Genomic DNA, 25,637 nt, shown 5'->3' on the forward strand with positions numbered 1-25,637 from the left:
TTGATCCTTTGGCAAATGGTTTCAGTCGAGTTCCAGCACCACGACCCGTTGTCCGGCACGCACCGCCGATCCCGGCTGCACGCGAATGTCCTGCACCACTCCGGCCATGGGCGCGAGCACGGGGATTTCCATCTTCATCGACTCCAGAATCACCAGCACATCACCGGCCGCCACGCGGCTGCCGACCTCGACCTGCACCTGCCAGAGGTTGCCGGCGATGTGGCTGTCGATGCTTTGTTGGCCGCTGGTCAGCGGTGTGTCTTCGCTGCTGTCCGGCACGGCTTCTTCGCTGTCGAAGTGCGCCTGGCCACTGGCGATCCAGCGTTCGCGCTCAGCCTGGAAGGCACCCTGTTGCTGCGTTCGGAAGGCGTCGATGGTCTCGGCTTCGCGTTGCAGAAAGGCCTGGTAGTCGGCGAGGTTGAGCTGGCTATGTTCGATGTCGAGGTCGAAACGCCCGAGGGGAAAATCCCGGCGGATGCGCAGCAGTTCTTCGGCGCTGACCGGGTAGAAACGGATCTGATCGAAAAACCGCAGCAGCCACGGTTTGCCGTCGAACGCGGCGACTGCGCGATAGCGGTTCCACATCTGCAAGGTACGCCCGACGAACTGATAACCGCCCGGGCCTTCCATGCCGTAGACGCACATGTAGGCGCCGCCGATGCCCACCGAGTTCTCGGCGGTCCAGGTGCGCGCCGGGTTGTACTTGGTGGTCACCAGCCGATGGCGCGGGTCGAGCGGCGTGGCGACCGGTGCGCCGAGATACACATCACCGAGGCCCATCACCAGATAGCTCGCGTCGAACACCGTGCGCTGCACCTCGTCGAGGTTCGGCAGGTCGTTGATGCGGCGGATGAACTCCAGATTGCTCGGGCACCACGGCGCGTCCTTGCGCACGGTGGTCATGTATTTCTCGATCGCCAACTGGCAGGCCGGATCGTCCCAGGACAGCGGCAGATGAACGATGCGCGACGGTACTTGCAAGTCCTGGGCGGCGCACACCGCATCCCATTCACCGGCGACGATGCCGAGCAGATCGGCCAGCGGCAATTGTTCGGGCTGGTAGTGGATCTGCAAAGAACGAATGCCCGGTGTCAGGTCGATCACGCCGTGCAGGTTTTTGCCTTCCAGCGCCTGCATCAGGGCATGGGCGCGAAAGCGCAGGACCAGATCCAGTTCCGGCGCGCCGATTTCCAGCAGCAGATGGGTATCGCCGGACACACGCCCGACCAGCCGCTTGTCGTACTGACCCAATTCCAGAACCACAGGCGAAACCAGGGCCTGTGGGAGCTGGCTTGCCAGCGATGAAGTTGACTCGGTGTCTGCTCGGGCCCCATCGCTGGCAAGCCAGCTCCCACAGGTGTCCCAATTGAGGGCGAGATCGCGTGCGGTCTTGAGATCGACGGGCACGAACTGCACTTTGTCCCCGGCCTTGAGTTGACCCAGTTGCCAGAGATCGGCCTCGATCACCGTCACCGGGCACACGAAACCGCCAAGGCTCGGGCCGTCCGGGCCGAGGATCACCGGCATGTCGCCGGTGAAGTCCACGGCGCCAATGGCGTAGGGGTTGTCGTGGATGTTCGAGGGATGCAGCCCGGCCTCGCCGCCGTCGGCGCGCACCCACTCTGGTTTCGGCCCGATCAGGCGCACGCCGGTGCGGCTGGAGTTGAAATGCACTTCCCATTGCGTGGCGAAAAAGGTGCCGATGTAGTTTTCAGTGAAATATTCAGGCGCGCCATGAGGGCCGTAGATGACGCGGATCCGGCGCACGGCAGGTAATTCGCTGACGTGATGGGGCGCCAATGTCTGCCCGGCGCTGCGGTCGCTCAGGGCCGCCAGATGCAGCACGTCACCGGCGCGCAAAGCCCGTCCGCCATGACCACCAAACTGACCGAGCGTGAAGGTGCTTTTGCTGCCCAGATAATCCGGCACTTGCACGCCGCCACGCAGGCACAGGTAGCTGCGGGCCCCGGCGCCCGGCAGATTGCCCAGATGCAATTGACTGCCCGCCGGGATCAGCAGGGCGGTGTTCATCGCCTGCGGCTGGCCGTCGAGTGTCAGGGCAATCGGTGCGCCGGTCACGGCCACCACCGCATCGCAATTGAAGCGCAGCAACGGCCCGCTCATGGTGATTTCCAGCGCCGCCACGCCTTCATCGTTGCCCAGTAAACGATTGCCCAGACGCAACGCGCGACTGTCCATCGGCCCCGAAGGTGGCACGCCGACCGCCCAGTAGCCGAGGCGACCGGGGTAGTCCTGGACGCTGGTCTGGGTGCCGGCGCTCAGCACTTCAAACGTGTTGGCCCGGTACACCAGGCCTTCCAGGCAACGGGTCCAGGGCTCGCCGCTGGCAAACGGCGCATCGAGCAGAATCTGCCGCAGGTAGTCGCGGTTGGTTTCCACGCCGTACAGCAGGCTGTCGCCGAGCGCCTGATGCAGATCGGCGCGGGCCTGTTCGCGGGTCGGCGCCCAGCTTATGACTTTGGCGATCATCGGATCGAAGTAGGGCGGGATCTCGCAACCGGCCTCGACCCAGGTGTCGATGCGCAGATGCCGGCCATCGGCGACGGGGAAATCGACCGCTGTCAGCAAGCCTGGGCTGGGCTGGAAATCGCGCCCCGGATCCTCGGCATACAGCCGCGCCTGAATCGCATGCCCCTGCGGTTGCAGGCCTGCGAACAACTCGGCCAGCGGCGGCAAGTCACCGGCCGCCAACTCGATCATCCAGCGCACCAGATCGACGCCCCACACCTGTTCGGTAACGCCGTGTTCGACCTGCAACCGGGTGTTCACTTCCAGAAAATAGAAGCGCTGGGCATCGCTGTCGAAGACGAATTCGACGGTGCCCGCGCTGCGGTAATTCACCGCTTTGGCCAGTTTGATCGCCGCGGCGCACAGCTCATCCGCCATGCCTTCGGGCAGGTTCGGCGCCGGGGTTTCCTCGAGGACTTTCTGGTTGCGCCGCTGCACCGAGCAGTCGCGCACGCCGAGGGCGATCACTTCGCCATGGCCGTCGCCGAAGACCTGAACCTCCAGATGCCGTGCACGCTGTATGTACTTTTCGATGAACACCCCGGCGTCGCTGAAGTTGTTCTGGCCGAGGCGCTTCACTGCCTCGAACGACTCGCTCAGTTCGCTGGCGTTACGGCACACACGCATGCCGATGCCGCCGCCACCGGCAGTGCTTTTGAGCATCACCGGATAACCGACCTGCGCGCCGGCAATCAGTGCAGCATCGAGGCTGTCGAGCAGTTCGGTGCCTTCGAGCATCGGCACGCCGTGCTGTTTGGCCAGGGCCCGTGCGGTGTGCTTGAGGCCGAACACTCGCAGTTGCTCCGGTGTCGGGCCGATGAAGGCAATGCCATGGTTGGCGCAGGCTTCGGCGAACGCGGCGTTTTCCGAGAGGAAGCCGTAGCCGGGGTGGATCGCAGTGGCGCCACTGGCTTTGGCGATGGCGAGAATCTTGTCCACGGCTAGATAGGTGCCGGCCGCTGCGCCTTCGCCGAGGCTGTGGGCTTCTTCGGCTTGCAGGATGTGCAGGCTGGCTGCATCGGCTTCGGAGTACACCGCGACACCTTCGACGTGCAGTTCACGCAAGGTTCGCAGAATGCGGCAGGCAATCGCGCCACGGTTGGCAATCAGGACTTTTTTGAACATGGCAAAACCCCTGAAGGGGATGCGGGCCGTCCCGCAGTTTTTCGATGAGCGCCGGGGTCGTCCCCGACGGCAAAATCACAATTCGAAAGTCACCATTGACCTTGTGGGAGCGGGCTTGCCTGCGATGGCGGTGTGTCAGTCATCATCAATGTTGGCTGTGCCGACGCCATCGCTGGCAAGCCAGCTCCCACAGGGTTCAGGGGTGTTTTGGGGATTTCAGACACTGGCCGGAACGGGCCTGGCACAGGGCAAAAAGCCAACGGCGCAGACGGACGAATTTCAGTTCCATACCAGTAGCTCCGCAGGTGTCGGGTTGTAGGCGTTGCACGGGTTGTTCAATTGCGGGCAGTTGGAGATCAGCACGATCACGTCCATCTCCGCGCGCAGGTCGACGTACTTGCCCGGCGCGGAAATCCCGTCTTCGAAGGTCAGGCCGCCCTCGGCAGTGACGGGCACGTTCATGAAGAAATTGATGTTCGGCCCGATGTCACCTTTGCCCAGGCGCCCGTCGTGGGCGCAGGCGCGCAGGTAATTGTCGCGGCAGCTGTGCATGTAGCGTTTTTCCAGGGCGTAGCGCACGGTGTTGCTCTCTTGCGCGCAGGCGCCGCCGAGGGTGTCGTGGCGGCCGCAGGTGTCGGCGATGATCGTCAGCATCGGTTTGCCAAGGTTGGAATACAACACGCTGCCGGTGCTCAGGTACACGCTGTTCTGCCGGCGCAATGTGCGTTGCACGTCGTAGCGTTCACGTGGATTGGCGAGGCTGTAGAACAGCGTATCGACTGCCTGATTGCCTTCCAGGTCTAGGATGCGCAGGGTCTGGCCGGCCTTGACCTCCATCAGCCAGGGTTCGCCGGCGGGAATGGTGGCGCGGTACACCGCAGTGTCGGGTTGTTTTTGCGAAGTGGCGATAGCAACTGACATGGCGACGATCCTCAGGCGAACAAACGGTCGGTGTTGATAAAGCCGCGCTCGTTTTCCGGGCGCGAGGTACGGCAGTGCTCGGCGACGCTCGGGTCGGCGTTCATCCAACTCAGCTTCAGCGGTTTGGGGGCGTATTGCGGCGACGGATCCAGCGGATGTTGCAGGGCGGTGAGCACAACCAGGGTGTCCATCGGTGCATACAGTTCGATGTAGTCACCGGCCTGCGAGTGGCCTTCGACGAAGTGCAAACGCCCGTTGTCATCGACGTTGACCCGGCTGAACAGGTTGAGGGTCATCAGCAGGTCGGACAGGCCCAGCCCCCACTTGCCGAGCTCCACCAGCAGGTTGTCGGTGCCGTTGCGAAAGAAGCCGTTGCGCAGTTCCTGATAGCGGCCCTGACCGTATTTTTCCGCGACTTCCTCGGCGCACAGTACACCGCCGAGGCTGTCGCTCCAGCCGCAGGTGTCGGCGGTGATTGCCGCCAGCACCCGACCCATGTCCGAGTACAGGCAATGGCCGGTGGTGAGCTTGGCGGTGTGTTGGCACTTGAGGCTGTCGGGCAGGTTCAGGCGCTCGGTTTTCTCGTTGGCGTTGAGCAAGGTCAGGCTGACGTTGGCACCGCCGCGCAGGTCGGTCAGGCGCAGCAACTGGCCGCGTTTAAGGACGAAGGAACGGTGGCCGCCGCCGGGCAGGGTTTCTTCGGCGAAGGGTGGAAACAGTTGGGTCGAATCAGTCATGGGAGCAGTCCTCTCAGGCAATACGAAGCGTGCCGGCCAACGCGGCGGGCAGGGCGTCGACGGCGGCGCGTTGGGCGCGACGGTCGCTGTTTAAAGGGATGTCGTAGGTGATGCGGGCGCCATAGGCGCCGGGGGCGTGCGGGTCGAGGCGGACCTTGTCGAACACCAGCAGGCGGGTGCCGAGGCTGAAGCCTTCGGACAGGTCGTGGGTGACCATGAACACGGTCAGTTGCGTTTCGCGCCAGAGCGCCAGCAGCAGCGCGTGCATGTCCTTGCGAATGCCCGGATCGAGCGCGCCGAACGGTTCGTCGAGCAGCAAAACCCGCGGTTTCATGATCAGCGCCTGGGCGATCGCCAGCCGCTGTTGCATGCCGCCGGAGAGCTGCGCGGGGTACTTGTCCAGCGCATGGCCGAGGCCGACTTTGTGCAGCAGCGCCGAGGCCTGTTCGCGGGCGTCTTTTTTCGCGCTTCCGAACAAGCGCCCGAGCAGCGGAGCGCGCGGCAATTCCAGGCCGATCGCAACGTTGTCCAGCACGCTCAGATGCGGGAATACCGAGTAACGCTGGAACACCACGCCACGGCTGGCATCCGGCTCTCGGGCCAGCGGCTGGCCGTCGAGCAGAATCTCGCCGCGACTGGCGGTTTCCTGCCCCAGCAGCAGGCGCAGGAAGGTCGACTTGCCGCAGCCCGAAGCACCGACCAGCGTGCAGAACTCGCCCTCGTTGACGTTGAGGTTCAGGCCTTCGAGCACCACTTGGTCGGCGTATTGCTGCCAGACGTTTTTCACCGTGATGAAGCTCATTTGGCGGCCCCCTCATACCAGGGAAATGCCCGACGGGTCAGGTATTTGAGGCCCCAATCCATCAGCCAGGCGAGCAGGGTGATCCAGACCACGTACGGCAGGATCACGTCCATCGCCAGGTAACGGCGCACGAGGAAAATCCGGTAGCCCAGACCGTCGGTGGAGGCGATGGCTTCGGCGGCGATCAGGAACAGCCACGCCGAACCGAGCATCAGCCGCAGCGAGATCAGCAGACGCGGCAACAGTTGCGGCAGCACCACACGCAGCATCAATGTCCAGGTCGAGGCGCCAAGGGTCTGCGCCTTGATCAGCAGTTCGACGGGGATGTCCCGGGCGCGCTGTTCCAGATCTCGGGCCAGGGCCGGGGTGATGCCGATCACGATCAGCATCACTTTCGACAGCTCGCCGAGGCCGAAGACGATGAACAGGATCGGCAGGATGGCCAGCGGCGGCACCATCGACAGCACCGTCAGCATCGGCGACAACGGTGCGCCGAACAGCGGCAGGGTGCCGGCCGCCATGCCCAGGCACAACCCGGCCAGCGCCGCGATGCCGAGGCCGATGGCCAGGCGTCCGAGACTCGACGCGGTATCCTGCCAGAGCAGGTATTCGCCGGTTCGACTATCGGCATTGAATGCCAGGCGTTTGACCGCATCGCTCATCTGCACCGCACTGGGCAGCAGTTTGTCGTTGGGGTTGTCCGCCAGGCGCTCGGCCGAGCCCATGAAGTAGGCGAACAGCACCAGGGCGAAGGGCAGGATCACCAGCAACAGGCGACTCGGTCGATCCGGGTGACGATTGATCAGGCGCATGGCCAAATCCTCCGTGGCTTACAGCTTGGCGTCGGCGGCCAGCTGCACATAAGTCGGATCGAAACGCAGCTTGAGATTGCCTGTGTCACCGCTGGTCACGCCGTTGGCGAAGGTCATGCCGACGGCGCTGGTGTCCTTGGCGCCTTCGCCGAGCAAGCCGTGCTGGAACGAGAACTCGGCAACTTTGCGCATGGTTTCCGGCAGTTGCTTGCTGGTGGCGAACGCCAGGGCTTCTTTCGGCGTGGCGAACAGTTTGGTGGTGTCCAGTTGCGCCTGGAATCCGGCCAGATCGGTGCCCGAAGCTTTGGCCATGTGCTCAAGCGCGGCTTTGCCGGCGGCGTTTCTGGCGTTCATCAAATCGACCACTTCGAACCACGCGCCGGTCAGCGCCTTGCCCAGCGCCGGGTTGTCTTTGAGGGTGGCGCTGTTGACCACCATCATGTCCATGATTTCGCCGGGGATCTGGCTGGAGTTGAAGACTTCGGTCACACCGGGTTTGGCCTTGATGTCCGAAAGCATCGGGTTCCAGGTGGTGACGGCGTTGACCTGCTCGGTGTTGAAGGCGGCGGAAATGTCGGCGTCGGAGGTGTTGACCACTTTCAGGTCTTTCTCGGTCAGGTCCACCGAGTCCAGCGCGCGGGCCAGCAGGTAATGCGAGACCGACAGTTCGACCAGGTTGACGTCCATGCCCTTGAGGTCGGCGACTTTCTTGCCTTCGCCCTTGAGGACGATGCCGTCGTTGCCGTTGGAAAAGTCGCTGACGATCAGCGCGGTGCTGTCGACGCCACCGGCGGCCGGAATGGTCAGCGCATCCATGTTGGTCATGGTGCAGCCATCGAACTGACCGGCGGTGTATTGATTGATCGATTCGACGTAGTCGTTGAGCTGGACCACATCGATCTTGATCCCGTACTTCTTCGCCCATTTGTCGACGATGCCCTGGCTACCGGCGTATTCCCATGGCATCCAGCCGGCGTAGATCGTCCAGCAGACACTGAAGTGGTCTTTCTGCGCGGCGGGGGATTGGGTGCTGACGAGCGCGGCGAACGCGGCGGCGAGCAGGGCGGGTAAACGTAGTCGGGACATGGTGGCTTCTCCAGTTGATCGAGGGCGGACAGGAAGGCAACGCGGCACCGCGAACGGTGGCTTGTCTCCCGGGCTTTTGTCCCGCCGTGTAACCTCAACTGGAGGTCGCCAACTCTCGGACCAGCCACTCGCAGATGCGAGCCGGAACCCTAGTCAGCCATTGCAAATTGTGGTGCCGCGAACCTGTGATGACTCCTGCACGGGTTTGTTAAAGCGAGAGGCGTGCCAAGTCGCGGCGAGCCGTCTGCGACGTGGCTTGCGGGTAGCAGGGCCCAGTTGGCGGGTGCGGGCGACGCTTTGTGTTGGTGCGCGCTTGCACCGTGATGCAGCGCGATGGCCGCTGATCCGATGCTCGTGAGGGTTGGGCACTCGCTGCCGGTCCGCCAGTCAAATCTGGTGTCAGCCGGTCTGTGCCGACTGCTGTCACAGGTCTTTCAGGAGGCCGCCATGCGTATTTCAAAATTGCTGCGTCGGGTGCTGCTGGGAGCAGTGCTCGGTCTAGGGCTGTCCGGTTGTTACTACTACGCCGGCGGCTACGATGTTTACTCCACGCCCTATTACTATCCCGGCTATTACTCACCCTATTACTACGGTGGTTATTACGGCCCGCGTTACTACGGCGGCGCCCGCTATTACTACGGCGGCCATGGCTATCGCGGCGGTTACGGACGGGGTTATCACGGCGGCGGATACCACGGTGGTCGCCACTAATCAGCGGCTGAATGACGGCGTTTCTGCATGAACAAGGTTTCATCAATCACTTGTTTCAAGTTGTTGCAGAAACGCACCGGATGCCGAAATCGCTGTCAGATATTTCGTCAGTCGCCGAATGAAAGACTGACGCCTGCCAGCGTCGCTGGTGTGGCTACCCGCGGTCCAGGAGGCCGCCATGTATCGCCGAATTCTTCTGTTTACCGTGATGCTTTTTTCCCTTGGCGGATGCGTCCCTTATTCCTACGGAGATGGCTACTACAGCTCAGAGGTCTACACATCGCAGGCACCTTCGTATTACAGCGGTGGCACCTATTACAGCGGCGGCAGCACGTATTATTCGGCGCCGCGCTACTACCAGCCAGCACCACGCTATTACCAACCGGCTCCACGCTATTACTCGGCGCCTCGTTACTACCAACCGGCTCCGCGTTACTACGAGAACCGTCGCTGGCACGGTCATGATCGCGGACGCTGGGACGACCACCGTCGCGGCGGCTGGGATGATCGCCGGGGTCGTGGCAACTACGACCGTCACAGTGGACGCGGCGATTACAACCGACACGGCAACCGCTGGTAACCCCCCCGCAAAAAAGCGGCGCATTGAGCGCCGCTTTTTTTGTGCCCGTATTTCAGTAGCTGGAGAGATCCGCCAACGGATGCCGCCCCTCCCACACCTTGTGAAAGTGCGCCTCGACCACCGCGTCCGGCACCCGGGCGATGTCCGGCCAGTGCCAGTGCGGTTTGTGATCCTTGTCGATCAGCCGCGCCCGAACCCCTTCGCTGAACTCCGGATGCCGGCAGCAATTGAGGCTCAGGGTGTATTCCATCTGAAAGACTTCGGCCAGCGACAAGTGGCGGGCACGAATGATCTGTTCCCAGACCAGATGCGCCGTCAATGGCGAGCCTTCACTCATGGTCTTCGCCGCACGGGCAATCAACAGGTCGCTGCTGTCCCGATGCAGGCTGATGGCTTTCCAGGCGCAGGTCACGTCGCTGACATCCAGCCATTCATCGATCTGCTGCCGACGCGGCAGCCATTGCGCCTCGGGCATCTGCGCCACGGCTTCCTGCTGCAATGCCTTCAGCAGGCTGTTGAGCTGCATGGCGGTCTGTTCCTGCCAGTTCAACTGCAACAAGCCGTCGATCAGTTCCTGCTGCTGTTCGTCGAGCAGGAAGCGGTCGGCCAGGTCCAGATCGATCGCATCGCGGCCGTTCATGTGCGCGCCGGTCAAACCAAGGAACAGACCGAGCTTGCCCGGCAGACGCGACAGGAACCAACTGGCGCCGACGTCCGGGTACAGGCCGATGCTGATTTCCGGCATCGCCAGACGACTGCTCGGCGTGACGATCCGGATGCTCGCGCCTTGCAGCAGGCCCATGCCTCCGCCGAGCACATATCCATGGCCCCAGCAGATCAACGGTTTCGGGTAAGTGTGCAGGCTGTAATCCAGCCGATATTCAGCGTTGAAGAACTGTGCGGCCAGCGGTGGCACTTCGCCGGGATGGGCTCGGCAGGCTTCCACCAGGCTGCGCACTTCGCCGCCGGCGCAGAAGGCCTTGGCGCCGTTGCCGCGCAGCAGCACGCAGACGATTTGCGGATCCTTGGCCCAGGCGTTCAATTTGTCACTCAGGGCGTGGATCATCGGCAGGGACAGCGCATTGAGCGACTTTTCGGCATCCAGCGTGGCCACGCCGATGCGCGCGCCGTCGGTGCCGGTGAGTTCTTCGAAGTGCAGATTCATCGTGACCTCGATCGGGAAATTGAACGATCAGTATGATCGCTGTGTGGGAAAGTGCCGGATCTGCGTCAGATCAATTGACAAGCGTGGTCGGCTTTCCTAGGGTTCGCCCCATTGTTTTTGCCGGGTATGACCATGACTGCTGACGACCGTATCAAACTCGAACCGAGCTGGAAGGAGGCACTGCGTGCCGAATTCGACCAGCCCTACATGGCAGAGTTGCGCACTTTTCTGCAGCAGGAGCGGGCGGCCGGCAAGGAAATCTATCCGCCGGGCCCGATGATCTTCAACGCGCTGAATTCGACGCCGCTGGACAAGGTGAAAGTGGTCATCCTCGGCCAGGACCCGTACCACGGCCCGGGTCAGGCCCACGGCTTGTGCTTCTCGGTGCAACCGGGCGTGCCGGCGCCGCCGTCGCTGGTCAACATCTATAAAGAGCTGAAGCGCGACCTGAACATCGACATCCCCAACCACGGCTACTTGCAGAGCTGGGCCGATCAGGGCGTGTTGATGCTCAACACCACCATGACCGTCGAACGCGCCAATGCCAACGCGCACAAGGACAAGGGCTGGCAGTTCTTTACGGACCGGATCATTGAGGTGGTCAGCCAGCAGCAACCGCATCTGGTGTTCATGCTTTGGGGCGCTCATGCGCAGAGCAAACAGAAGCTGATCGACGCCACCAAGCATCTGGTGCTGACGTCGGTACATCCGTCGCCGCTGTCGGCCTATCGTGGCTTTCTCGGTTGCGGGCACTTCAGCCGCACCAACAAATTTCTGGAGCAGAACGGCGAAGCGCCGATCGAATGGCGCCTGCCGTCGGTTGTTTAATTAATCTTCTGAGGTCTCTCGGGTGGTGAGAGCCGCCCGTCGGATTGCTTCATCGACCTGTTATTTCTGACAGTAGATATAAAAGCGAAACCCGCGTTTAGTTATGCAGTCGGCGTCCACAGTCGAGTGCGCTGTTAAACATTGGAGCGGGAGATCGTCATGACAGATTTGAGAATCAAGGATGTAAAGTCCTTTCCGAAGGCGTCGGGAAGTCTTTTTGCAAGAACTACGCGGTTTGATCAAGATGACCCACGAAACGTTATCGACACTCAAGATGTTTTTCTCCACGATGACGACAACTATTTCGCTGCAGGTGGTCGTATCGATACCGATAGCTATTTTACGTCGCTTATTTTTAAGCTTCCAAAAGATCTCGCGAGTGGCAAGCACGCTCTCGGGCCCGGCAGTATTGACGTAGATTTCTTCGTTGATGAGGGTAATGGCGAAGAGTACTACCGAGCGATTGGTGGAGAGATCACGCTCACTGAAGTCGTCGGAGGTACCCGTTTATAAAGCCTTGGAGTTTCGATTGACAGGCCGCATCGGCGCGTCTGGTAAAACGGTAGAAGTGATGATGGGGAAATTCGATATTTCCTGATTGGGCTAAGAATACGCTTCAAGTCATGCTTCTCCGGTCTTGAAGCGTATTGGGCGTCTACATGACTTACGGACATTCCCCGTTTCTATTCCAATACTTGAACAACGGTTCCGCCAGAAACAACACGAACAACAACCGCATCACCTGCATCGCCGTCACCAGCGGCACCGACAGTTGCAGGGTTTCCGCCGTCAGGCTCATCTCGGCGATCCCGCCGGGCATCATGCCCAGCGTCAGCGATCGCAGATCCAGATGGGTCAGTGCACTCAGCCCCAATGCCGCAAGTGTCGCGATCAACATGGTCAGCGCCGTGCCGATCAACGTGCGTCCCATGAACGATGGTGCGCGGCGGAAGAACTGCCGGTTGAAGTGGCAACCCAGGCCGCTACCGATCAACCACTGGCCAATCTGACTGCCGCCATTGGGCAGACCGATGTGCAGATCCCATCCGATGCTCACCGCCGCGCTGACCAGCAGCGGGCCGAACAGCCAAGGGTTGGGTTGACGCAAACGTTGCCAGAGCCAGGCGAGCAGGCCACCCGCCGGAAAAAGAATCGCCAGCCAGCGCCAATCGACGCTGCCGGCGTGTGAAATCGGGGTGCCGTCACCCAGCAGATACTTGAACGCCGCCGGAACACACAACACCACCACCAGCACCCGTAGACTCTGCCCGGCCGCGACATGGCTGAGCAGCGCGCCGTTGCGGGCGCCGAGGTTGACCATCTCGCCGGAGCCGCCGGGCATGCTGGAGAAAAATGCCGTGGCGCGATCCTCGCCGGTGCGGCGCATCAGCCACACGCCGACCACCGCCGAGAGGCTGGTGACCAGTGCGCCGAAGAAGATCAGGCCGAAGTGGCTGAGTACCTGCTCCATCACCAGCGGGGTGAAGTGCAGGCCGATGCCGATGCCGACGATCCACTGGCCGCACTTGCGGCCGCCAGGGATTTCTGTCAATTGCCACGGGGTCAGGCAGCGCACCAGGATGATCGCCAGCAACGAGCCGACCATCCACGGCAGCGGCCAGCCGATCTGGCTGGCGATGAAACCGCCAAGCAGACCGACCAGCGGGGTTCCCCACCAGGTTTTGAGGGAGAGCCGATCAGACATCGGCAACGGCGCGTTGCGCGGCCGAGCGTTTGCGCCAGATACGCAGCAGCGGCATCAGCAACATGATCGCGGTCAGCACCCAGACGCCGAAGGTGATCGGGCTCGACCAGAGAATCTCCAGCGCACCGTTGGAAATCGACAGCGCCCGGCGCAGGTTCTGCTCCATCAGGCCGCCGAGGATGAACCCCAGCAGGACTGGCGACAGCGGGAAATCCAGTTTGCGCAGGATGTAGCCGAAGATGCCGATGCCGACCATCAGGAACAGGTCGAACGTGGTTGCATGCACGGCGTAGACGCCGATCCCGGTGATGATCGCGATCACCGGCACCAGTGCCCAGTTCGGCACGGCGAGGATGCGGGTGAAGATGCGGATCATCGGGATGTTCAGGATCACCAGCATGATGTTGGCGATGAACAGCGAGGCGATCAGGCCCCAGACGATGTCTGGCTGTTGCTGGAACAGCAGCGGGCCGGGGGTGATGTTGTACAGCGACAGAGCGCCGATCATCACCGCCGTGGTGCCCGAACCCGGAACGCCGAGGGTCAGCATCGGCACCAGCGCGCCGCAAGCGGAGGCGCCGATGGCGGTTTCCGGTGCGGCGAGGCCGCGGGCGTCGCCCTGACCAAACTTGCCGCTGGCGCCGGCGATGCGTTTCTCGGTCATGTAGGCCACGGCGCTGGCGAGGGTCGCACCGGCACCCGGCAACACGCCCATGATGAAACCGAGCAGGCCGCAACGGATGTTCACCACGAACACCGACGCCGCTTCCTTGAAGTTGAACATCATCCGCCCGGTGGCTTTCACCGCTTCCTGGCCGCGATGGGTTTTTTCCAGCAGCAGGAGGATTTCGCTGACCGAGAACAGGCCCAGTACCAGCACCACGAACTGAATGCCGTCAGTCAGGTGAATGTTGTCGCCGGTGAAACGGTACACACCGCTGTTGGCGTCGATGCCGACGCTGGACAGGAACAGACCGATCAACGCCGCGATAAAGGTTTTCACCGGTCGGTCACCGGCCATGCCGCCGAGACAGACAATCGCGAACACCATCAACACGAAGTATTCCGCCGGACCGAAGGCAATCGCCCATTTCGCTAGTAGCGGGGCGAACAGCACCATGCCGCAGGTGGCGATGAAGGCGCCGATGAACGAACTCCACGCCGACAACGACAACGCCACACCGGCCAGGCCTTTGCGGGCCATCGGGTAACCGTCGAGGGTGGTCATCACGGTGGAGGCTTCGCCCGGAATGTTCAGCAGGATCGAGCTGATCCGGCCGCCGTATTCGCAGCCCAGATACACCGCCGCCAACAGAATCAATGCCGATTCCGGCGGCAGGCCGAGGGCGAATGCGATCGGGATCAGCAACGCCACGCCATTGATCGGGCCCAGGCCCGGCAACAAGCCGACCACGGTGCCGATCAGCGTGCCGGTCAGGGCCGTGACCAGGTTGTACGGACTCAGCGCGACGCCGAAGCCCTGACCCAAATAACCGAGAGTATCCATATCAGTTCTCCAGAACGTCGAGCAGGCCGAGGGGCAGCGGAACGTCCATCACGCGGTCGAACAACACGTACAAACCAATCGCCATCAGCGTCGTGACAATGACGCTGGGCACCCAGCGCCCGCCGTACAGGCGCGCCATCGGGATGCCGATCAGAATGCTGCTGAGGATGAAGCCCAGTGGTTCGAACAAGCCGGCGAACACCAGCAGCAAGGCGACGCAGATTGCGATCTTGGTCAGGGTTTCGCGATCCAGCGGCGGCTCGTCATCGCTGTGTTTGATCGGCGCCGGGCGAAACACCATGTACAGCAGCGCCAGGCTCATCAGGCCCAACATCAACAGAGGGAATGCCCGAGGACCGACCGGTTCGTAGGAAAAAGCCGCCTGATACGGCCACGCCATCAGCGCCAGGCCGGCGCAGGCCAGCAACAGCACTGAGGCAAAAATGCGTTGAATAAGCATGAGGGAACTCCTGCCATGGCCCCGGCGAGAGGGCCATGGACGCTAGACAGAGACGATCACTGAATCAGGCCGAACTCTTTGGCCAGCACCTTGTAGTCCGCCACTTGTTTCTTGACGTAGGTGTCCAGCTCGGGACCGGTCATGGCGAACGGGAAGAGCTCACGCTGATCACGCAGCTTGGCGAAGTCTTCCGAGGCCAGCAGTTTGTCGAAGGAGTCTTTCCACCAGGCGTAGTCTTCATCGCTGACTTTCGGCCCGAGGTAGAAACCGCGCACCACCGGCCAGACGATGTCGTAGCCTTGCTCGCGCGCGGTAGGAATGTCCTTCATTTCCGGCTCGTCCAGGCGTTTCTCGGCAAACACGGCCAGCAGGCGCATGTCACCGCTCTGAATGTGCGGCATAGAGTCGGAAATGTCGGTACTGCCGACCTGGATATGACCGCCAAGCAGGGCGGTGGCGATCTCGCCGCCCCCTTCGAGGGCGACGTAGCGCAGGTCGCGCGGGTTGATCCCGGCGGCTTTGGCGATCAGCGCAGTCTGCATCCAGTCCTGGCTGCCGACGGTACCGCCGGAGCCAATGACCACGGAACTCGGATCTTTCTTCAGCGCCTGCACGAGATCATCGAGGGTTTTGTAGGGCGAATCGCTTTTCACCGCGATGGCGCCGTAGCTGGTGCCGACCGCGGCCAGCCAGCGCACGTTGGTTTCATCGAACCGACCGAACTTGCCCTGGGCCAGGTTCAACAGCGAACCGCTGGACCACGCCACCAGCGTGCCGGCATCGGCCGGACGCTGCGCCACAACGGCGTTGTACGCCACCGCACCGACGCCACCGGGCATGTAGGTCACGCGCATCGGTTTGGTCAGCAGTTTTTCGTTGACCAGCGCGCTTTGCGCCAGTTTGCAGGTCAGGTCGAAACCGCCGCCGGGGGAGGCGGGGGCGATGCATTCCGGACGTTTAGGTTCGGCCATCAGTTGGCCGGCGAACAGCACGCAACCGGCGGCGAGGGCGAAACGGCGCAGGGATCGGTTCATGAGTGTCTCCACGGGAGTTGTTGTTTTTGGGGATGTTTCAGGTGCGGCAGTTTCGCGCGCGCAGGCTGACAGGCTCAGACCCGGATGGGTTGAACGCCGCGCAGCCGACGATGGCGCTGACAAGCGAAAACGGGGAAATTCGAGAGGAAGAATGAAACGGGTCAACCTGAAGCTGTGTGGACAGCATGGTGCAGTACCTCGTTATTGTTCTTATTGGCGAAAACGCATCGAGGCGTTTTTCGAGAGCTACGTTTTGAAGCTACGGTGTATGGACAGACAAAACAGCGAAGGTCGGCAGTCGGGACCTTCGGTGAAACGACTCTAACGGCCCAACCTTTCGCTAACCTTTCAGTATTCTTTCGCGTGTTTTCGGGCTTCACAGTGGCGGTTGCGGCTGTAAACTCCGCCGCAAAGAATGGCGTCGGCCATCCCTGAATGAGGTAGAGATCCATGCGTGTCCTGCTCGTCGAAGACCATTTGCCGCTGGCCGAAAGCGTCGCCCAGGCGCTCAAGAGCACCGGCCTGACCGTGGATGTCTTGCACGATGGCGTGGCTGCCGACCTGGCCCTGGGCAGTGAGGAATACGCGGTGGCGATCCTTGATGTCGGCCTGCCGCGCATGGACGGTTTTGAAGTGCTGGCGCGCCTGCGGGCCCGGGGCAAGAACCTGCCGGTGCTGATGCTGACGGCTCGCAGCGATGTCAAGGATCGGGTTCATGGGCTCAATCTCGGTGCTGACGATTATCTGGCCAAACCGTTCGAACTCACCGAACTCGAAGCGCGGGTCAAAGCACTGTTGCGCCGTAGCGTGCTCGGCGGCGAACGCCAGCAGCGTTGCGGCGTGCTGGCCTACGATCTCGATACCCGACGCTTCACCCTCGGCGATGAATTGCTGACGCTGACCTCTCGCGAACAGGCCGTGCTTGAAGCGCTGATTGCCCGTCCGGGTCGGGTGATGAGCAAGGAGCAACTGGCTGCGCAGGTGTTCGGTCTCGACGAAGAGGCCAGCCCGGATGCCATCGAAATCTACGTGCACCGCCTGCGCAAGAAACTCGACGGCCATTCAGTGGCCATCGTGACGTTCCGCGGTCTGGGTTATCTGCTGGAAAGCCGCGATGCATAAGCCCAGCAGCCTGCGCTGGCGGTTGCTGTGGAACCTCGCGCTGTTGCTGGTGGTGTTGATGCTCGCCAGCGGATTGAGCGCGTACTGGAATGGTCGCGAAGCTGCCGACACCGCCTACGACCGCACGCTGCTGGCGTCGGCTCGGACCATCGCCGCCGGTCTGTCGCAGCGCGATGGCAGTCTCAGTGCCGACGTGCCTTATGTGGCGCTGGATACCTTTGCCTACGACAGTGCGGGGCGCATCTATTACCAGGTCAACGACATCAACCAGAAGTTGATTTCCGGCTACGAAAACCTGCCGGGCCCGCCGCCGGGCACCCCGAGAACCGACAGCTATCCCGCCCTCGCGCGCTTTTACGACGCGAAATATCAGGGGCAGAACGTACGTGTGGTGAGTCTGCTCAAGGCAGTGAGCGAGCCGAACATGAACGGCATGGCGGAAATCCGCGTCGCCGAAACCGACGAGGCGCGCGTCAGCATGGCCCGCAGCCTGGCGGCCGACACCTTGCTGCGGCTCGGGATGCTGGCGATTGGCGCGTTGTTGCTGGTGTGGTTTGCGGTCAGCGCGGCGTTGCGCCCGATCGAGCGTTTGCGCACGGCGGTCGAGGAGCGTCAGCCCGACGATCTGCGGCCTTTGCCGCTGGTGGAAGTGCAACACGAATTGTGGCCGCTGGTGCGGGCGCTCAATCACTTTACCGAACGCCTGCGCGGGCAATTCGAGCGGCAGGCGCAATTCATCGCCGATGCGGCCCATGAACTGCGCACGCCACTGGCGGCGCTCAAGGCGCGACTTGAACTGGGCTTGCGCTCAAACGAGCCGCAGACCTGGCGCGACACGCTGGAGTCCTCGGCGCAAAGCACGGATCGCCTGACCCATCTGGCCAACCAGTTGTTGTCGCTGGCGCGGGTGGAAAACGGCGCCCGGGCGATCGCCGAGGGCGGGGCGCAGTTGCTCGATCTGAGTCAGTTGGCGCGGGAACTGGGCATGGCCATGGCACCGCTGGCTCATGCTCGCGGCGTTGCCTTGGCGCTGGAAGCGGACGAGCCGGTCTGGCTGCGTGGCGAACCGACATTGCTCAACGAGTTGCTGAGCAATCTGGTGGACAACGCGCTGGCGCACACGCCGCCGGGCGGCAACGTGATTCTGCGGGTCACGGCGCCGGCGGTGCTGGAGGTTGAAGACGATGGGCCGGGCATTCCGCTGGAAGAGCGGGATCGGGTGTTCGAACGTTTTTACCGGCGCAACCAGCAGGTGGCCGGTTCCGGGCTGGGGTTGGCGATTGTCGGGGAAATCTGCCGCGCGCATCTGGCGCAGATCAGTCTGCACGATGGCGAGCAGGCAGGTTTGAAAGTGCGGGTGAGTTTTGTCGCCGGTTGATCAGTAGAACATCGACCGCGATTCTTCCAGATCGGCGCACAGCGCCTTGTTTTCCGGATCGATGCCAAGCTTGCGGAATGCCGGCACGCTGAACGGATCGATGCGGGCCAGCGGATGGTCGGTGTCCTTGTGGCAATACAGGCTGGCCACTTGCACGATGTCGACGTAATCGATCTGCTGCGATTCGCGCTTGAGGTCCTGATACAGCCCCGGCAGCTCCACCAGACGCTCCGGAAACTCCCAGACCCGCAGCAGCTTGTCGCCGAGCAACGGATGAATGTGGTCGATCACATGGTTGAGGCTGACCGGATCGGACAGCAATTCGTAGTGGTCTTCGGCATAGGTCAGGATCGGCAGCACGCCGATCTGATGAACCAGTCCACCGAGCGCGGCCTGATCGGGCTTGAGCTGGGTGTAACGGCGGCACAGGGCGTAGCTGACGCCGGCGATTTCCAGACTCTTGCGCCAGACTTCGCGCATCTTCTGTTCGACCACATCCGAGCGGGCGTGGAAGATCTGCTCCATCACCAGGCCGATCGCCAGGTTGCTGCTGTAATTGACGCCAAGCCGGGTGATGGCGGTGTGCAGGTCGGTAACTTCCTGGGTCGCGCGCAGCAGCGGGCTGTTGACCACTTTGATCAGGCGCGCCGACAGCGCCGTGTCGCGGCCGATCACTTTGCTCAGGTCGCTGACGCTGATGTCCGGATCTTCAGCGGCCTTGCGAATCTGCAAGGCCACTTCCGGTAACGTTGGCAGAACCAGGTCATCGTTATCGATGGCCTCAACCAAATCCTGTTGGACCTTATCCGCCAGCTCACTCATGTCGTTTCTCTAGGGTGTTGCAACAAATGCTGCGATCAACGCTGGATTTCGCGGTCGCGATCCAGTTCGTAAGGCAGGTCGAGCAAGTGCAGCGCCGGACCTTCGGCCGTGCCCAGATGCAAATCGCCTGCGTCGGCAGCTTCGGCCTGCAACACCGCCAGCAGTTCAATATTCTTTTCGGCACGGGCGGCCAGCACCACTTCGCCGATGGAACTGCCGTGGCTCGGGGCGAACAGCGGGGTGCCCGGCTCCGGCAATTCACTGGCGTCCAGTTGCACGCGGTACAGGCGACGCTTGAGCTTGCCCAGATACTGCATGCGCGCGACGATTTCCTGACCGGTGTAGCAGCCTTTCTTGAAGCTCACGCCGCCGACGGCTTGCAGGTTGAGCATCTGCGGGATGAACAGCTCGCGGGTGCTCGGCATGACCTGACCGATGCCGGCGCGGATCTGGCCCAGCAGCCACTGATTGAGTTCGCCTTCGATCAATTGTGCGGACAGCTTGCCTTTGATGCCGTCGGCCTGATCGGCAGGCACCCAGAGTTCGGCACGGTTCGGGGAGACGCGAATCGCGATCAGCCCTTCGTGGCGAGCCACGCTGTCGGTATTCGCCGGCAGTTCCAGACCCAGGCTGCTCAGGGCAGCATCGCCATGATCCAGACCGAAGCGCACCCAGGAGGCGCTTTCGTCGGTCAGTTTCGATTTGGAGAACACCGCGTACTTTTTCAGATCCGCCAGTTGCAGCTCCAGCAGCTCGCCGGCCATCGCCAGCAGTACGCCATCGCCTTCAAGCACGATGCGGAAACTCGACTGCATCCGGCCTTTCTGCGTGCAACGGGCACCAAGGCTGGCCTGGGTATCACTCAGGTAATTGATGTTGCAGGTCAGCTGGCCTTGCAGGAATTTGCCGGCATCCGCGCCGCGAACCGCGAGAACGCCTTCATGAGAGAGGGTGCAGAAAAAAGCAGAATCGGCCATGGGTCATCGCAGGGTAAATAGACTGGGGCACATCATAAGGGGGTGGTGTTGAAATGGGTAGTTGATAAAGGATCGGTGGTGCCCGACCAAAGCCGACTGTTCGGCCCGCTTCGGGCCTGTATACTTGCGGCCTATTTGAGGAGGGCTCCATGGTCGAACAAGTTGAACTGAATCGCCTCTTTTGGCACAGCCGTCGCGGCATGCTTGAGCTTGACGTGTTGCTGGTGCCGTTCGTGAAAGAGGTCTACGCCAATCTGAACGAGGTGGATCGCGCGCTGTATGTCCGCCTGCTCGAGTGCGAGGATCAGGACATGTTCGGCTGGTTCATGGAGCGCAGCGAATCGGAAGATCCCGAACTGCAACGCATGGTTCGCATGATTCTGGATCGTGTCCAGCCCAAGTAACACGTTTGAATGCCGCTGGCATGCCTCACGGCAGTTGCTGGCGGCATATCTGCTGGCCCAGGCATTCGCGCTGGGTTCTCTGTTTCTGTTATCGATTCCATTCTGGGTTTTTCTGCTTGGGGCTTTCGCGTGTCTCGCCAATGCTGCCTGGGTGTTGCCGCGGCACATCCTGCTGAGTCATCCCAAGGCATTCTGCGGATTGCGCCGGGACGCCGATGGCTGGCAACTGTGGAACCGGGCCGATGGCTGGCAGGCGGTGCAATTGCGCCCGGACAGTCTGGCGCTGCCACTGATCGTGGTGCTGCGCTTTCGATTGCGCGGTGAGTGGCGGGTCAGGTCGATCTGCGTGCCCCGGGATTCGCAGGCGGCGGATCTGCACCGACGCCTGCGGGTACGCCTCAAGCTCAGCCGACGTAGGTGGGCGGCACCAGAATAGTGTCGAGTGCTTCGGGCAGCAGGTCCGGGTAGTCGAGGGTGTAATGCAGACCACGGCTTTCCTTGCGCTCCATGGCCGAGCGGATCATCAGTTCCGCTACCTGCGCCAGGTTGCGCAGCTCGATCAGGTCACGGCTGACTTTATAGTTGCTGTAGAACTCGTCGATTTCGTCCAGCAGCAAACGCACGCGATGCTGGGCCCGTTGCAGGCGCTTGTTGGTGCGCACGATGCCCACGTAGTCCCACATGAAGCGCCGCAATTCGTCCCAGTTGTGGGCGATGATCACGTCTTCATCGGAGTCGGTCACCTGGCTGGCGTCCCAGGCGGGCAGGGCGCGCGGGATCGCGACGTCGGGCAGTTGCTCGAGAATGTCCGCCGCCGCCGATCGGGCGTAGACGAAGCATTCGAGCAGCGAGTTGCTAGCCATGCGGTTGGCGCCGTGCAGGCCGGTGAAGCTGGTTTCGCCGATGGCGTACAAACCGGGCACGTCGGTGCGGCCCTGTTGATCGACCATCACGCCGCCGCAGGTGTAATGCGCCGCCGGCACGACCGGGATCGGTTGCTTGGTGATGTCGATGCCGAATCCGAGGCAGCGCTCGTAGACGGTCGGGAAGTGCGATTTGATGAAGGCTTCGGGTTTGTGGCTGATATCGAGGTAGACGCAGTCGACACCCAGACGCTTCATTTCGTGGTCGATGGCGCGGGCGACGATGTCCCGTGGCGCCAGTTCTGCACGTGAGTCGAAGCGCTGCATGAAGCGTTCGCCGTTCGGCAGCTTCAAATGGGCGCCTTCACCGCGCAGGGCTTCGGTTACCAGAAAGCTCTTGGCTTGCGGGTGATAAAGGCAGGTGGGGTGGAACTGGTTGAACTCCAGGTTCGCCACCCGGCAACCCGAACGCCAGGCCATGGCGATGCCATCACCGCAGGCACCGTCGGGGTTGCTTGTATAGAGATAGACTTTGGCAGCGCCGCCGGACGCCAGGATCACGAAGCGTGCCCCGAAGGTATCGACTTCCCCGGTTTTGCGGTTGAGCACGTAGGCGCCCAGGCAGCGTTCGCCTTCCAGCCCCAGCCGACGCTCGGTGATCAGATCGACCGCTACCCGCTGTTCGAGCAATTCGATGTTCGGGCGTTCTTTGGCCTGGGCCAGCAGGGTTGTGAAGATCGCAGCGCCAGTGGCATCGGCGGCGTGGATGATCCGTCGATGGCTGTGGCCGCCTTCGCGGGTGAGGTGGAATTCAAAGCCGCCATCTTCTGTGCCGGACTGATCGTCACGAGTGAAGGGCACGCCCTGGTCGATCAGCCACTGGATCGCTTCCTTGCTGTGCTCGACGGTGAAACGCACGGCGTCTTCATGGCACAGGCCGCCGCCGGCATTCAGGGTGTCATCGACGTGGGATTCGACGGTGTCGGTATCATCCAGCACGGCCGCGACGCCACCCTGGGCCCAATAGGTCGAGCCGTTGGCGAGGTCGCCTTTGCTTAGTACGGCGATGCGCAAGTGACCGGGCAGGGTCAGCGCGAGACTCAAACCGGCAGCGCCGCTGCCAATCACCAGAACATCGTGTTGAAACTGTTGGCTCATTTCAGGATTCCGCTCAAAGCGACCCGGGTCGGGGTTGGCGCAGGACAGGCGGATGGGCGAGTCGAGACAGCCACACAGCCCACTAGTATATAGAGGGGTGGGGCGGCACAATAGCCGGGCCGATATGGCATTGTGAAACTACCGTGACGGAGAAATACCGACGCTTTGTCGGATGTTTTTTTCAGCGGTTTTGGGAAAAAGCGACTGTATCGCAGATGAAACACGCTTTTTCCGCTCACGGTTGCACAATGTCGGCGCGGCACGTCTATAAATATTTGGAACTTTTGCCAAAGGCCCAAGATCAATAGACAGTTGCCCGAAACAAGGGACAGTGTCGGCTTCAATGCGGAACCTGCGGTTGGGTTCTTGCCGGCGAGCCGATGACAAGATTATTCGCGCAGCCGGTTCATCCCGCGCTGCGTTTTTCGTGCGTGCCAAATCAGAGCCCGCAGGAAACTTGCTTGGAGGGGGAGAACTTTTGCGAAAAGCCCGAGTCTATGTTTGCAAGTCCGGTCGTTTGGTCATGCAAGCCTCCTCTGAGTTTATCGAGGAGTGTTCATGCTAACCCAGGAAGAGGATCAGCAGCTGGTCGAACGCGTTCAGCGTGGCGACAAGCGAGCTTTCGATCTGTTGGTGCTGAAGTATCAGCACAAAATTCTCGGGTTGATCGTGCGTTTTGTGCACGACACCCATGAAGCCCAGGACGTCGCACAAGAAGCCTTTATCAAGGCGTATCGAGCGCTTGGAAATTTCCGCGGCGACAGTGCGTTTTATACGTGGCTGTACCGCATCGCCATTAACACGGCGAAGAACTATCTGGTTTCACGCGGCCGTCGGCCGCCGGATAGCGATGTAAGTTCCGAGGATGCAGAGTTCTACGATGGCGATCACGGCCTGAAAGATCTCGAGTCTCCTGAACGTGCATTGCTGCGGGATGAGATCGAAGGCACCGTCCATCGAACCATTCAGCAGCTGCCAGAGGATTTGCGCACGGCGTTAACTTTGCGCGAATTCGATGGTCTGAGTTACGAGGACATCGCGAGCGTCATGCAATGTCCGGTTGGTACCGTGCGCTCCCGGATTTTCCGCGCCCGGGAGGCCATCGATAAAGCCCTGCAACCGTTGTTGCAGGAAAACTAAAGACAGCGGCGACAGCCAAGAGAGGAACGCCATGAGTCGTGAAGCCCTGCAGGAATCGCTGTCCGCAGTGATGGATAACGAAGCGGACGAACTGGAATTGCGTCGAGTGCTCAATGCACTGGACGACGTTGAAACCCGTGAAACCTGGGCTCGTTACCAGATCGCTCGGGCAGCCATGCACAAGGATCTGTTGCTTCCACGTCTGGATCTCGCTGCGGCGGTTTCAGCTGCGCTGGAAGACGAAGCGACCCCTGCCAAAGTGACACGCGGCCCATGGCGCAGCCTCGGTCGTCTGGCTGTAGCCGCTTCGGTGACCGTTGCTGTACTGGCAGGTGTTCGTCTGTACAACCAGGACGAAATCGCCGGCGTCGAACTCGCTCAGCAATCCAATCAGCCAGTGCTGGCTACCCCTCAGGTCAAAGGCCCGGCGGTATTGGCAGGCTATAATGAGAGTTCGGAAGCTACTGGCCCAATGGCCAATGGCGTACTGCAAGGTCAGCCAGGCTGGCACGATCAGCGTCTGCCAGGTTACCTGCGTCAACATGCTCAACAGGCTGCCTTGAAAGGCACCGAGAGCGCGCTGCCATATGCACGTGCAGCAAGCCTGGAAAACCGTTAAGGGGGATCATGCGCGCCATACCTCTACTTTCGCTTCTGCTCAGCGGCTGGTTCATTGTTCCAGCCCACGCCGACGAGGCTCAGGACTGGTTGACCCGCCTGGGCCAGGCCGAGCAGCAGCAAAGCTTTCACGGCACATTCGTTTACGAGCGTAACGGTAGCTTTTCTACCCACAACATCTGGCATCGCGTCCAGAATGGCCAGGTCCGAGAGCGTTTGCTTCAGCTTGACGGTTCGGCGCAGGAAGTCGTGCGCATTGATGGACATACTCAATGCGTCAGCGGCACCCTGATTGCGGGTCTGGGGGATTCTCCCAATTCCGCCGCTCGCCCTCTAGATCCCCAAAAGCTGAAGAACTGGTATGAGCTTGCCGTCATTGGCAAGTCGCGCGTGGCCGGGCGTGAAGCGGTGATCGTATCGCTGACGCCGCGTGATCAGCACCGCTACGGTTTCGAACTGCATCTGGACAAGGAAACGGGCCTGCCGCTCAAGTCTCTGCTGTTGAACGACAACGGGCAGTTGCTTGAGAGATTCCAGTTTACGCGGCTGGATACCTCTGAAGTCCCATCCGATAAAGACCTGCAAGCCAACTCCGATTGCAAGACAGTCACGCTCGACAGCGACAAGGCGTCTGCGGTCAAGACCGCACAGGTCTGGCGTTCCGACTGGCTGCCTCCTGGCTTCGAACTCACCAGCAGTTCCTCGCACAAGGATCCGGAAACCAAGACCCAGGTCAACAGCCTGATGTATGACGATGGTCTTGCCCGCTTCTCCGTGTTTCTCGAGCCGCTGAACGGCGCAACCGTCACCGATACCCGGACTCAACTGGGCCCGACCGTTGCCGTATCCCGCCGTCTGACAACGCCTCAAGGCGAAATGATGGTGACGGTGGTTGGCGAGATTCCAATCGGGACCGCCGAACGGATTGCCCTGTCGATGCGCAATGATGGTGCTGCAACCAGCAAGCAGTGAGCTGATTCCAGCTATCTCCACTTCGTCGTCGAGACGTGAAATGTTTGCTGAGCATTTTCATTTGCAAAACACCCGAAAATTTTTTATAGGTCAGAGCCTCTCGGCTCTGGCCTTGTTTGTTGTTCCCGGAACAAAAATGCCGGCCTGTGGTTTCCGGTGTTCCTTGCTCCATATCGCTTAA

Annotated in this window: 25 protein-coding genes and 1 riboswitch; of the genes, 11 read left to right on the forward strand and 14 right to left on the reverse strand. The window is 61.5% G+C overall.

Annotated elements, in window-relative coordinates:
• Positions 1-21: 21 nt before the first annotated feature.
• The 6 genes from uca to ABFB52_RS07935 form a co-directional block, all read right to left on the reverse strand.
• A complete protein-coding gene (gene uca / locus ABFB52_RS07910) occupies positions 22-3,654 on the reverse strand; it encodes an urea carboxylase (protein WP_129972870.1) in 3,633 nt (1,210 codons plus the stop codon).
• Positions 3,655-3,933: 279 nt separating this feature from the next.
• The gene (locus ABFB52_RS07915) at positions 3,934-4,575 is read right to left on the reverse strand and encodes an urea amidolyase associated protein UAAP2 (protein WP_103386816.1); all 642 of its coding nucleotides are present in this window, start codon (positions 4,573-4,575) and stop codon (positions 3,934-3,936) included.
• Between the two features lie 11 nt (positions 4,576-4,586).
• Entirely contained in the window at positions 4,587-5,312 is a 726-nt protein-coding gene (locus tag ABFB52_RS07920) for an urea amidolyase associated protein UAAP1 (RefSeq protein ID WP_129972869.1), read from the reverse strand.
• A 13-nt stretch (positions 5,313-5,325) separates the two neighbouring features.
• Complete coding sequence (locus tag ABFB52_RS07925; protein ID WP_129972868.1) at positions 5,326-6,114, reverse strand: ABC transporter ATP-binding protein; 789 nt, start codon at positions 6,112-6,114, stop codon at positions 5,326-5,328.
• Positions 6,111-6,926 (reverse strand): ABC transporter permease, encoded by an 816-nt coding sequence (locus ABFB52_RS07930; RefSeq protein ID WP_102685956.1) that lies wholly within the window; start codon positions 6,924-6,926, stop codon positions 6,111-6,113. The genes ABFB52_RS07925 and ABFB52_RS07930 overlap by 4 nt, the downstream gene beginning before the upstream one ends.
• 18 nt (positions 6,927-6,944) lie before the next feature.
• A complete protein-coding gene (locus tag ABFB52_RS07935; protein WP_129972867.1) occupies positions 6,945-8,012 on the reverse strand; it encodes a putative urea ABC transporter substrate-binding protein in 1,068 nt (355 codons plus the stop codon).
• 63 nt (positions 8,013-8,075) lie between these two features.
• A riboswitch (guanidine-I (ykkC/yxkD leader) is annotated at positions 8,076-8,176 on the reverse strand.
• A gap of 283 nt (positions 8,177-8,459) precedes the next feature.
• Between ABFB52_RS07935 and ABFB52_RS07940 the strand changes: the two genes are divergently transcribed.
• Positions 8,460-8,723 carry a hypothetical protein gene (locus tag ABFB52_RS07940; protein ID WP_129972866.1) on the forward strand — a complete coding sequence of 88 codons (264 nt, stop codon included), beginning with the start codon at positions 8,460-8,462 and terminating at the stop codon, positions 8,721-8,723.
• A 178-nt stretch (positions 8,724-8,901) separates the two neighbouring features.
• Complete coding sequence (locus tag ABFB52_RS07945) at positions 8,902-9,303, forward strand: hypothetical protein (RefSeq protein ID WP_074691080.1); 402 nt, start codon at positions 8,902-8,904, stop codon at positions 9,301-9,303.
• Between the two features lie 52 nt (positions 9,304-9,355).
• Here the strand turns inward: ABFB52_RS07945 and ABFB52_RS07950 are convergent, their stop codons facing one another.
• Complete coding sequence (locus ABFB52_RS07950) at positions 9,356-10,468, reverse strand: enoyl-CoA hydratase/isomerase family protein (protein WP_129972865.1); 1,113 nt, start codon at positions 10,466-10,468, stop codon at positions 9,356-9,358.
• Between the two features lie 132 nt (positions 10,469-10,600).
• Between ABFB52_RS07950 and ung the strand changes: the two genes are divergently transcribed.
• A complete protein-coding gene (gene ung / locus ABFB52_RS07955) occupies positions 10,601-11,296 on the forward strand; it encodes a uracil-DNA glycosylase (protein WP_085605867.1) in 696 nt (231 codons plus the stop codon).
• A gap of 159 nt (positions 11,297-11,455) precedes the next feature.
• Positions 11,456-11,809 carry a hypothetical protein gene (locus ABFB52_RS07960; protein WP_129972864.1) on the forward strand — a complete coding sequence of 118 codons (354 nt, stop codon included), beginning with the start codon at positions 11,456-11,458 and terminating at the stop codon, positions 11,807-11,809.
• Between the two features lie 151 nt (positions 11,810-11,960).
• Here ABFB52_RS07960 and ABFB52_RS07965 read toward each other — a convergent pair whose 3' ends face one another.
• The 4 genes from ABFB52_RS07965 to ABFB52_RS07980 are packed head-to-tail and all read right to left on the reverse strand — an operon-like array spanning position 11,961 to position 16,002.
• Positions 11,961-13,001 carry an AbrB family transcriptional regulator gene (locus ABFB52_RS07965; protein ID WP_129972863.1) on the reverse strand — a complete coding sequence of 347 codons (1,041 nt, stop codon included), beginning with the start codon at positions 12,999-13,001 and terminating at the stop codon, positions 11,961-11,963.
• Entirely contained in the window at positions 12,994-14,508 is a 1,515-nt protein-coding gene (locus tag ABFB52_RS07970; protein WP_011332894.1) for a tripartite tricarboxylate transporter permease, read from the reverse strand. The genes ABFB52_RS07965 and ABFB52_RS07970 overlap by 8 nt, the downstream gene beginning before the upstream one ends.
• A 1-nt stretch (position 14,509) precedes the next feature.
• Positions 14,510-14,968: a tripartite tricarboxylate transporter TctB family protein gene (locus ABFB52_RS07975; RefSeq protein ID WP_102685961.1), complete on the reverse strand. Its 459-nt coding sequence runs from the start codon at positions 14,966-14,968 to the stop codon at positions 14,510-14,512.
• Positions 14,969-15,024: 56 nt separating this feature from the next.
• Complete coding sequence (locus ABFB52_RS07980; protein WP_011332896.1) at positions 15,025-16,002, reverse strand: tripartite tricarboxylate transporter substrate binding protein; 978 nt, start codon at positions 16,000-16,002, stop codon at positions 15,025-15,027.
• A gap of 450 nt (positions 16,003-16,452) precedes the next feature.
• On the opposite strand from ABFB52_RS07980, the gene ABFB52_RS07985 reads away from it, so the two are divergent.
• Positions 16,453-17,124, forward strand: coding sequence for a response regulator (locus ABFB52_RS07985; RefSeq protein WP_007957980.1), 672 nt, complete (start codon positions 16,453-16,455; stop codon positions 17,122-17,124).
• Positions 17,117-18,502 (forward strand): sensor histidine kinase, encoded by a 1,386-nt coding sequence (locus ABFB52_RS07990; RefSeq protein ID WP_011332897.1) that lies wholly within the window; start codon positions 17,117-17,119, stop codon positions 18,500-18,502. The genes ABFB52_RS07985 and ABFB52_RS07990 overlap by 8 nt, the downstream gene beginning before the upstream one ends.
• On the opposite strand, the gene ABFB52_RS07995 is transcribed toward ABFB52_RS07990, so the two are convergent.
• Both ABFB52_RS07995 and ABFB52_RS08000 read right to left on the reverse strand, forming a co-directional pair.
• Positions 18,503-19,324 carry an HDOD domain-containing protein gene (locus tag ABFB52_RS07995; protein WP_039772686.1) on the reverse strand — a complete coding sequence of 274 codons (822 nt, stop codon included), beginning with the start codon at positions 19,322-19,324 and terminating at the stop codon, positions 18,503-18,505.
• A gap of 35 nt (positions 19,325-19,359) precedes the next feature.
• The gene (locus tag ABFB52_RS08000) at positions 19,360-20,301 is read right to left on the reverse strand and encodes a folate-binding protein YgfZ (RefSeq protein WP_102717519.1); all 942 of its coding nucleotides are present in this window, start codon (positions 20,299-20,301) and stop codon (positions 19,360-19,362) included.
• A 149-nt stretch (positions 20,302-20,450) separates the two neighbouring features.
• On the opposite strand from ABFB52_RS08000, the gene ABFB52_RS08005 reads away from it, so the two are divergent.
• Positions 20,451-20,705: a succinate dehydrogenase assembly factor 2 gene (locus tag ABFB52_RS08005; RefSeq protein WP_007957989.1), complete on the forward strand. Its 255-nt coding sequence runs from the start codon at positions 20,451-20,453 to the stop codon at positions 20,703-20,705.
• Positions 20,689-21,141 carry a protein YgfX gene (locus ABFB52_RS08010; protein ID WP_102717520.1) on the forward strand — a complete coding sequence of 151 codons (453 nt, stop codon included), beginning with the start codon at positions 20,689-20,691 and terminating at the stop codon, positions 21,139-21,141. Before ABFB52_RS08005 ends, ABFB52_RS08010 begins: the two co-directional genes overlap by 17 nt.
• Here the strand turns inward: ABFB52_RS08010 and nadB are convergent.
• Positions 21,110-22,726 carry an L-aspartate oxidase gene (nadB, locus tag ABFB52_RS08015; protein WP_129972861.1) on the reverse strand — a complete coding sequence of 539 codons (1,617 nt, stop codon included), beginning with the start codon at positions 22,724-22,726 and terminating at the stop codon, positions 21,110-21,112. The genes ABFB52_RS08010 and nadB overlap by 32 nt on opposite strands.
• A 558-nt stretch (positions 22,727-23,284) precedes the next feature.
• Between nadB and rpoE the strand changes: the two genes are divergently transcribed.
• The 3 genes from rpoE to ABFB52_RS08030 are packed head-to-tail and all read left to right on the forward strand — an operon-like array spanning position 23,285 to position 25,456.
• Positions 23,285-23,866, forward strand: a complete 582-nt coding sequence (gene rpoE / locus ABFB52_RS08020; RefSeq protein ID WP_003172477.1) for an RNA polymerase sigma factor RpoE — start codon at positions 23,285-23,287, stop codon at positions 23,864-23,866.
• Positions 23,867-23,897: 31 nt separating this feature from the next.
• Positions 23,898-24,485: an anti sigma-E factor RseA C-terminal domain-containing protein gene (locus ABFB52_RS08025; protein ID WP_085747223.1), complete on the forward strand. Its 588-nt coding sequence runs from the start codon at positions 23,898-23,900 to the stop codon at positions 24,483-24,485.
• A gap of 8 nt (positions 24,486-24,493) precedes the next feature.
• Positions 24,494-25,456 (forward strand): MucB/RseB C-terminal domain-containing protein, encoded by a 963-nt coding sequence (locus tag ABFB52_RS08030; protein ID WP_129972860.1) that lies wholly within the window; start codon positions 24,494-24,496, stop codon positions 25,454-25,456.
• The last annotated feature ends 181 nt before the right edge of the window (positions 25,457-25,637 follow it).

Origin of the sequence: Pseudomonas sp. 9.2(2024) (assembly GCF_039695385.1) — a bacterium.
Taxonomy (GTDB): domain Bacteria; phylum Pseudomonadota; class Gammaproteobacteria; order Pseudomonadales; family Pseudomonadaceae; genus Aquipseudomonas; species Aquipseudomonas paraglycinae.

Coding starts and splice junctions, on each gene's coding strand:
- uca (WP_129972870.1), bottom strand. CDS start 3,654: ATGTTCAAAAAAGTCCTGATTGCCAACCGTGGCGCGATTGCCTGCCGC.
- ABFB52_RS07915 (WP_103386816.1), bottom strand. CDS start 4,575: ATGTCAGTTGCTATCGCCACTTCGCAAAAACAACCCGACACTGCGGTG.
- ABFB52_RS07920 (WP_129972869.1), bottom strand. CDS start 5,312: ATGACTGATTCGACCCAACTGTTTCCACCCTTCGCCGAAGAAACCCTG.
- ABFB52_RS07925 (WP_129972868.1), bottom strand. CDS start 6,114: ATGAGCTTCATCACGGTGAAAAACGTCTGGCAGCAATACGCCGACCAA.
- ABFB52_RS07930 (WP_102685956.1), bottom strand. CDS start 6,926: ATGCGCCTGATCAATCGTCACCCGGATCGACCGAGTCGCCTGTTGCTG.
- ABFB52_RS07935 (WP_129972867.1), bottom strand. CDS start 8,012: ATGTCCCGACTACGTTTACCCGCCCTGCTCGCCGCCGCGTTCGCCGCG.
- ABFB52_RS07940 (WP_129972866.1), top strand. CDS start 8,460: ATGCGTATTTCAAAATTGCTGCGTCGGGTGCTGCTGGGAGCAGTGCTC.
- ABFB52_RS07945 (WP_074691080.1), top strand. CDS start 8,902: ATGTATCGCCGAATTCTTCTGTTTACCGTGATGCTTTTTTCCCTTGGC.
- ABFB52_RS07950 (WP_129972865.1), bottom strand. CDS start 10,468: ATGAATCTGCACTTCGAAGAACTCACCGGCACCGACGGCGCGCGCATC.
- ung (WP_085605867.1), top strand. CDS start 10,601: ATGACTGCTGACGACCGTATCAAACTCGAACCGAGCTGGAAGGAGGCA.
- ABFB52_RS07960 (WP_129972864.1), top strand. CDS start 11,456: ATGACAGATTTGAGAATCAAGGATGTAAAGTCCTTTCCGAAGGCGTCG.
- ABFB52_RS07965 (WP_129972863.1), bottom strand. CDS start 13,001: ATGTCTGATCGGCTCTCCCTCAAAACCTGGTGGGGAACCCCGCTGGTC.
- ABFB52_RS07970 (WP_011332894.1), bottom strand. CDS start 14,508: ATGGATACTCTCGGTTATTTGGGTCAGGGCTTCGGCGTCGCGCTGAGT.
- ABFB52_RS07975 (WP_102685961.1), bottom strand. CDS start 14,968: ATGCTTATTCAACGCATTTTTGCCTCAGTGCTGTTGCTGGCCTGCGCC.
- ABFB52_RS07980 (WP_011332896.1), bottom strand. CDS start 16,002: ATGAACCGATCCCTGCGCCGTTTCGCCCTCGCCGCCGGTTGCGTGCTG.
- ABFB52_RS07985 (WP_007957980.1), top strand. CDS start 16,453: ATGCGTGTCCTGCTCGTCGAAGACCATTTGCCGCTGGCCGAAAGCGTC.
- ABFB52_RS07990 (WP_011332897.1), top strand. CDS start 17,117: ATGCATAAGCCCAGCAGCCTGCGCTGGCGGTTGCTGTGGAACCTCGCG.
- ABFB52_RS07995 (WP_039772686.1), bottom strand. CDS start 19,324: ATGAGTGAGCTGGCGGATAAGGTCCAACAGGATTTGGTTGAGGCCATC.
- ABFB52_RS08000 (WP_102717519.1), bottom strand. CDS start 20,301: ATGGCCGATTCTGCTTTTTTCTGCACCCTCTCTCATGAAGGCGTTCTC.
- ABFB52_RS08005 (WP_007957989.1), top strand. CDS start 20,451: ATGGTCGAACAAGTTGAACTGAATCGCCTCTTTTGGCACAGCCGTCGC.
- nadB (WP_129972861.1), bottom strand. CDS start 22,726: ATGAGCCAACAGTTTCAACACGATGTTCTGGTGATTGGCAGCGGCGCT.
- rpoE (WP_003172477.1), top strand. CDS start 23,285: ATGCTAACCCAGGAAGAGGATCAGCAGCTGGTCGAACGCGTTCAGCGT.
- ABFB52_RS08025 (WP_085747223.1), top strand. CDS start 23,898: ATGAGTCGTGAAGCCCTGCAGGAATCGCTGTCCGCAGTGATGGATAAC.
- ABFB52_RS08030 (WP_129972860.1), top strand. CDS start 24,494: ATGCGCGCCATACCTCTACTTTCGCTTCTGCTCAGCGGCTGGTTCATT.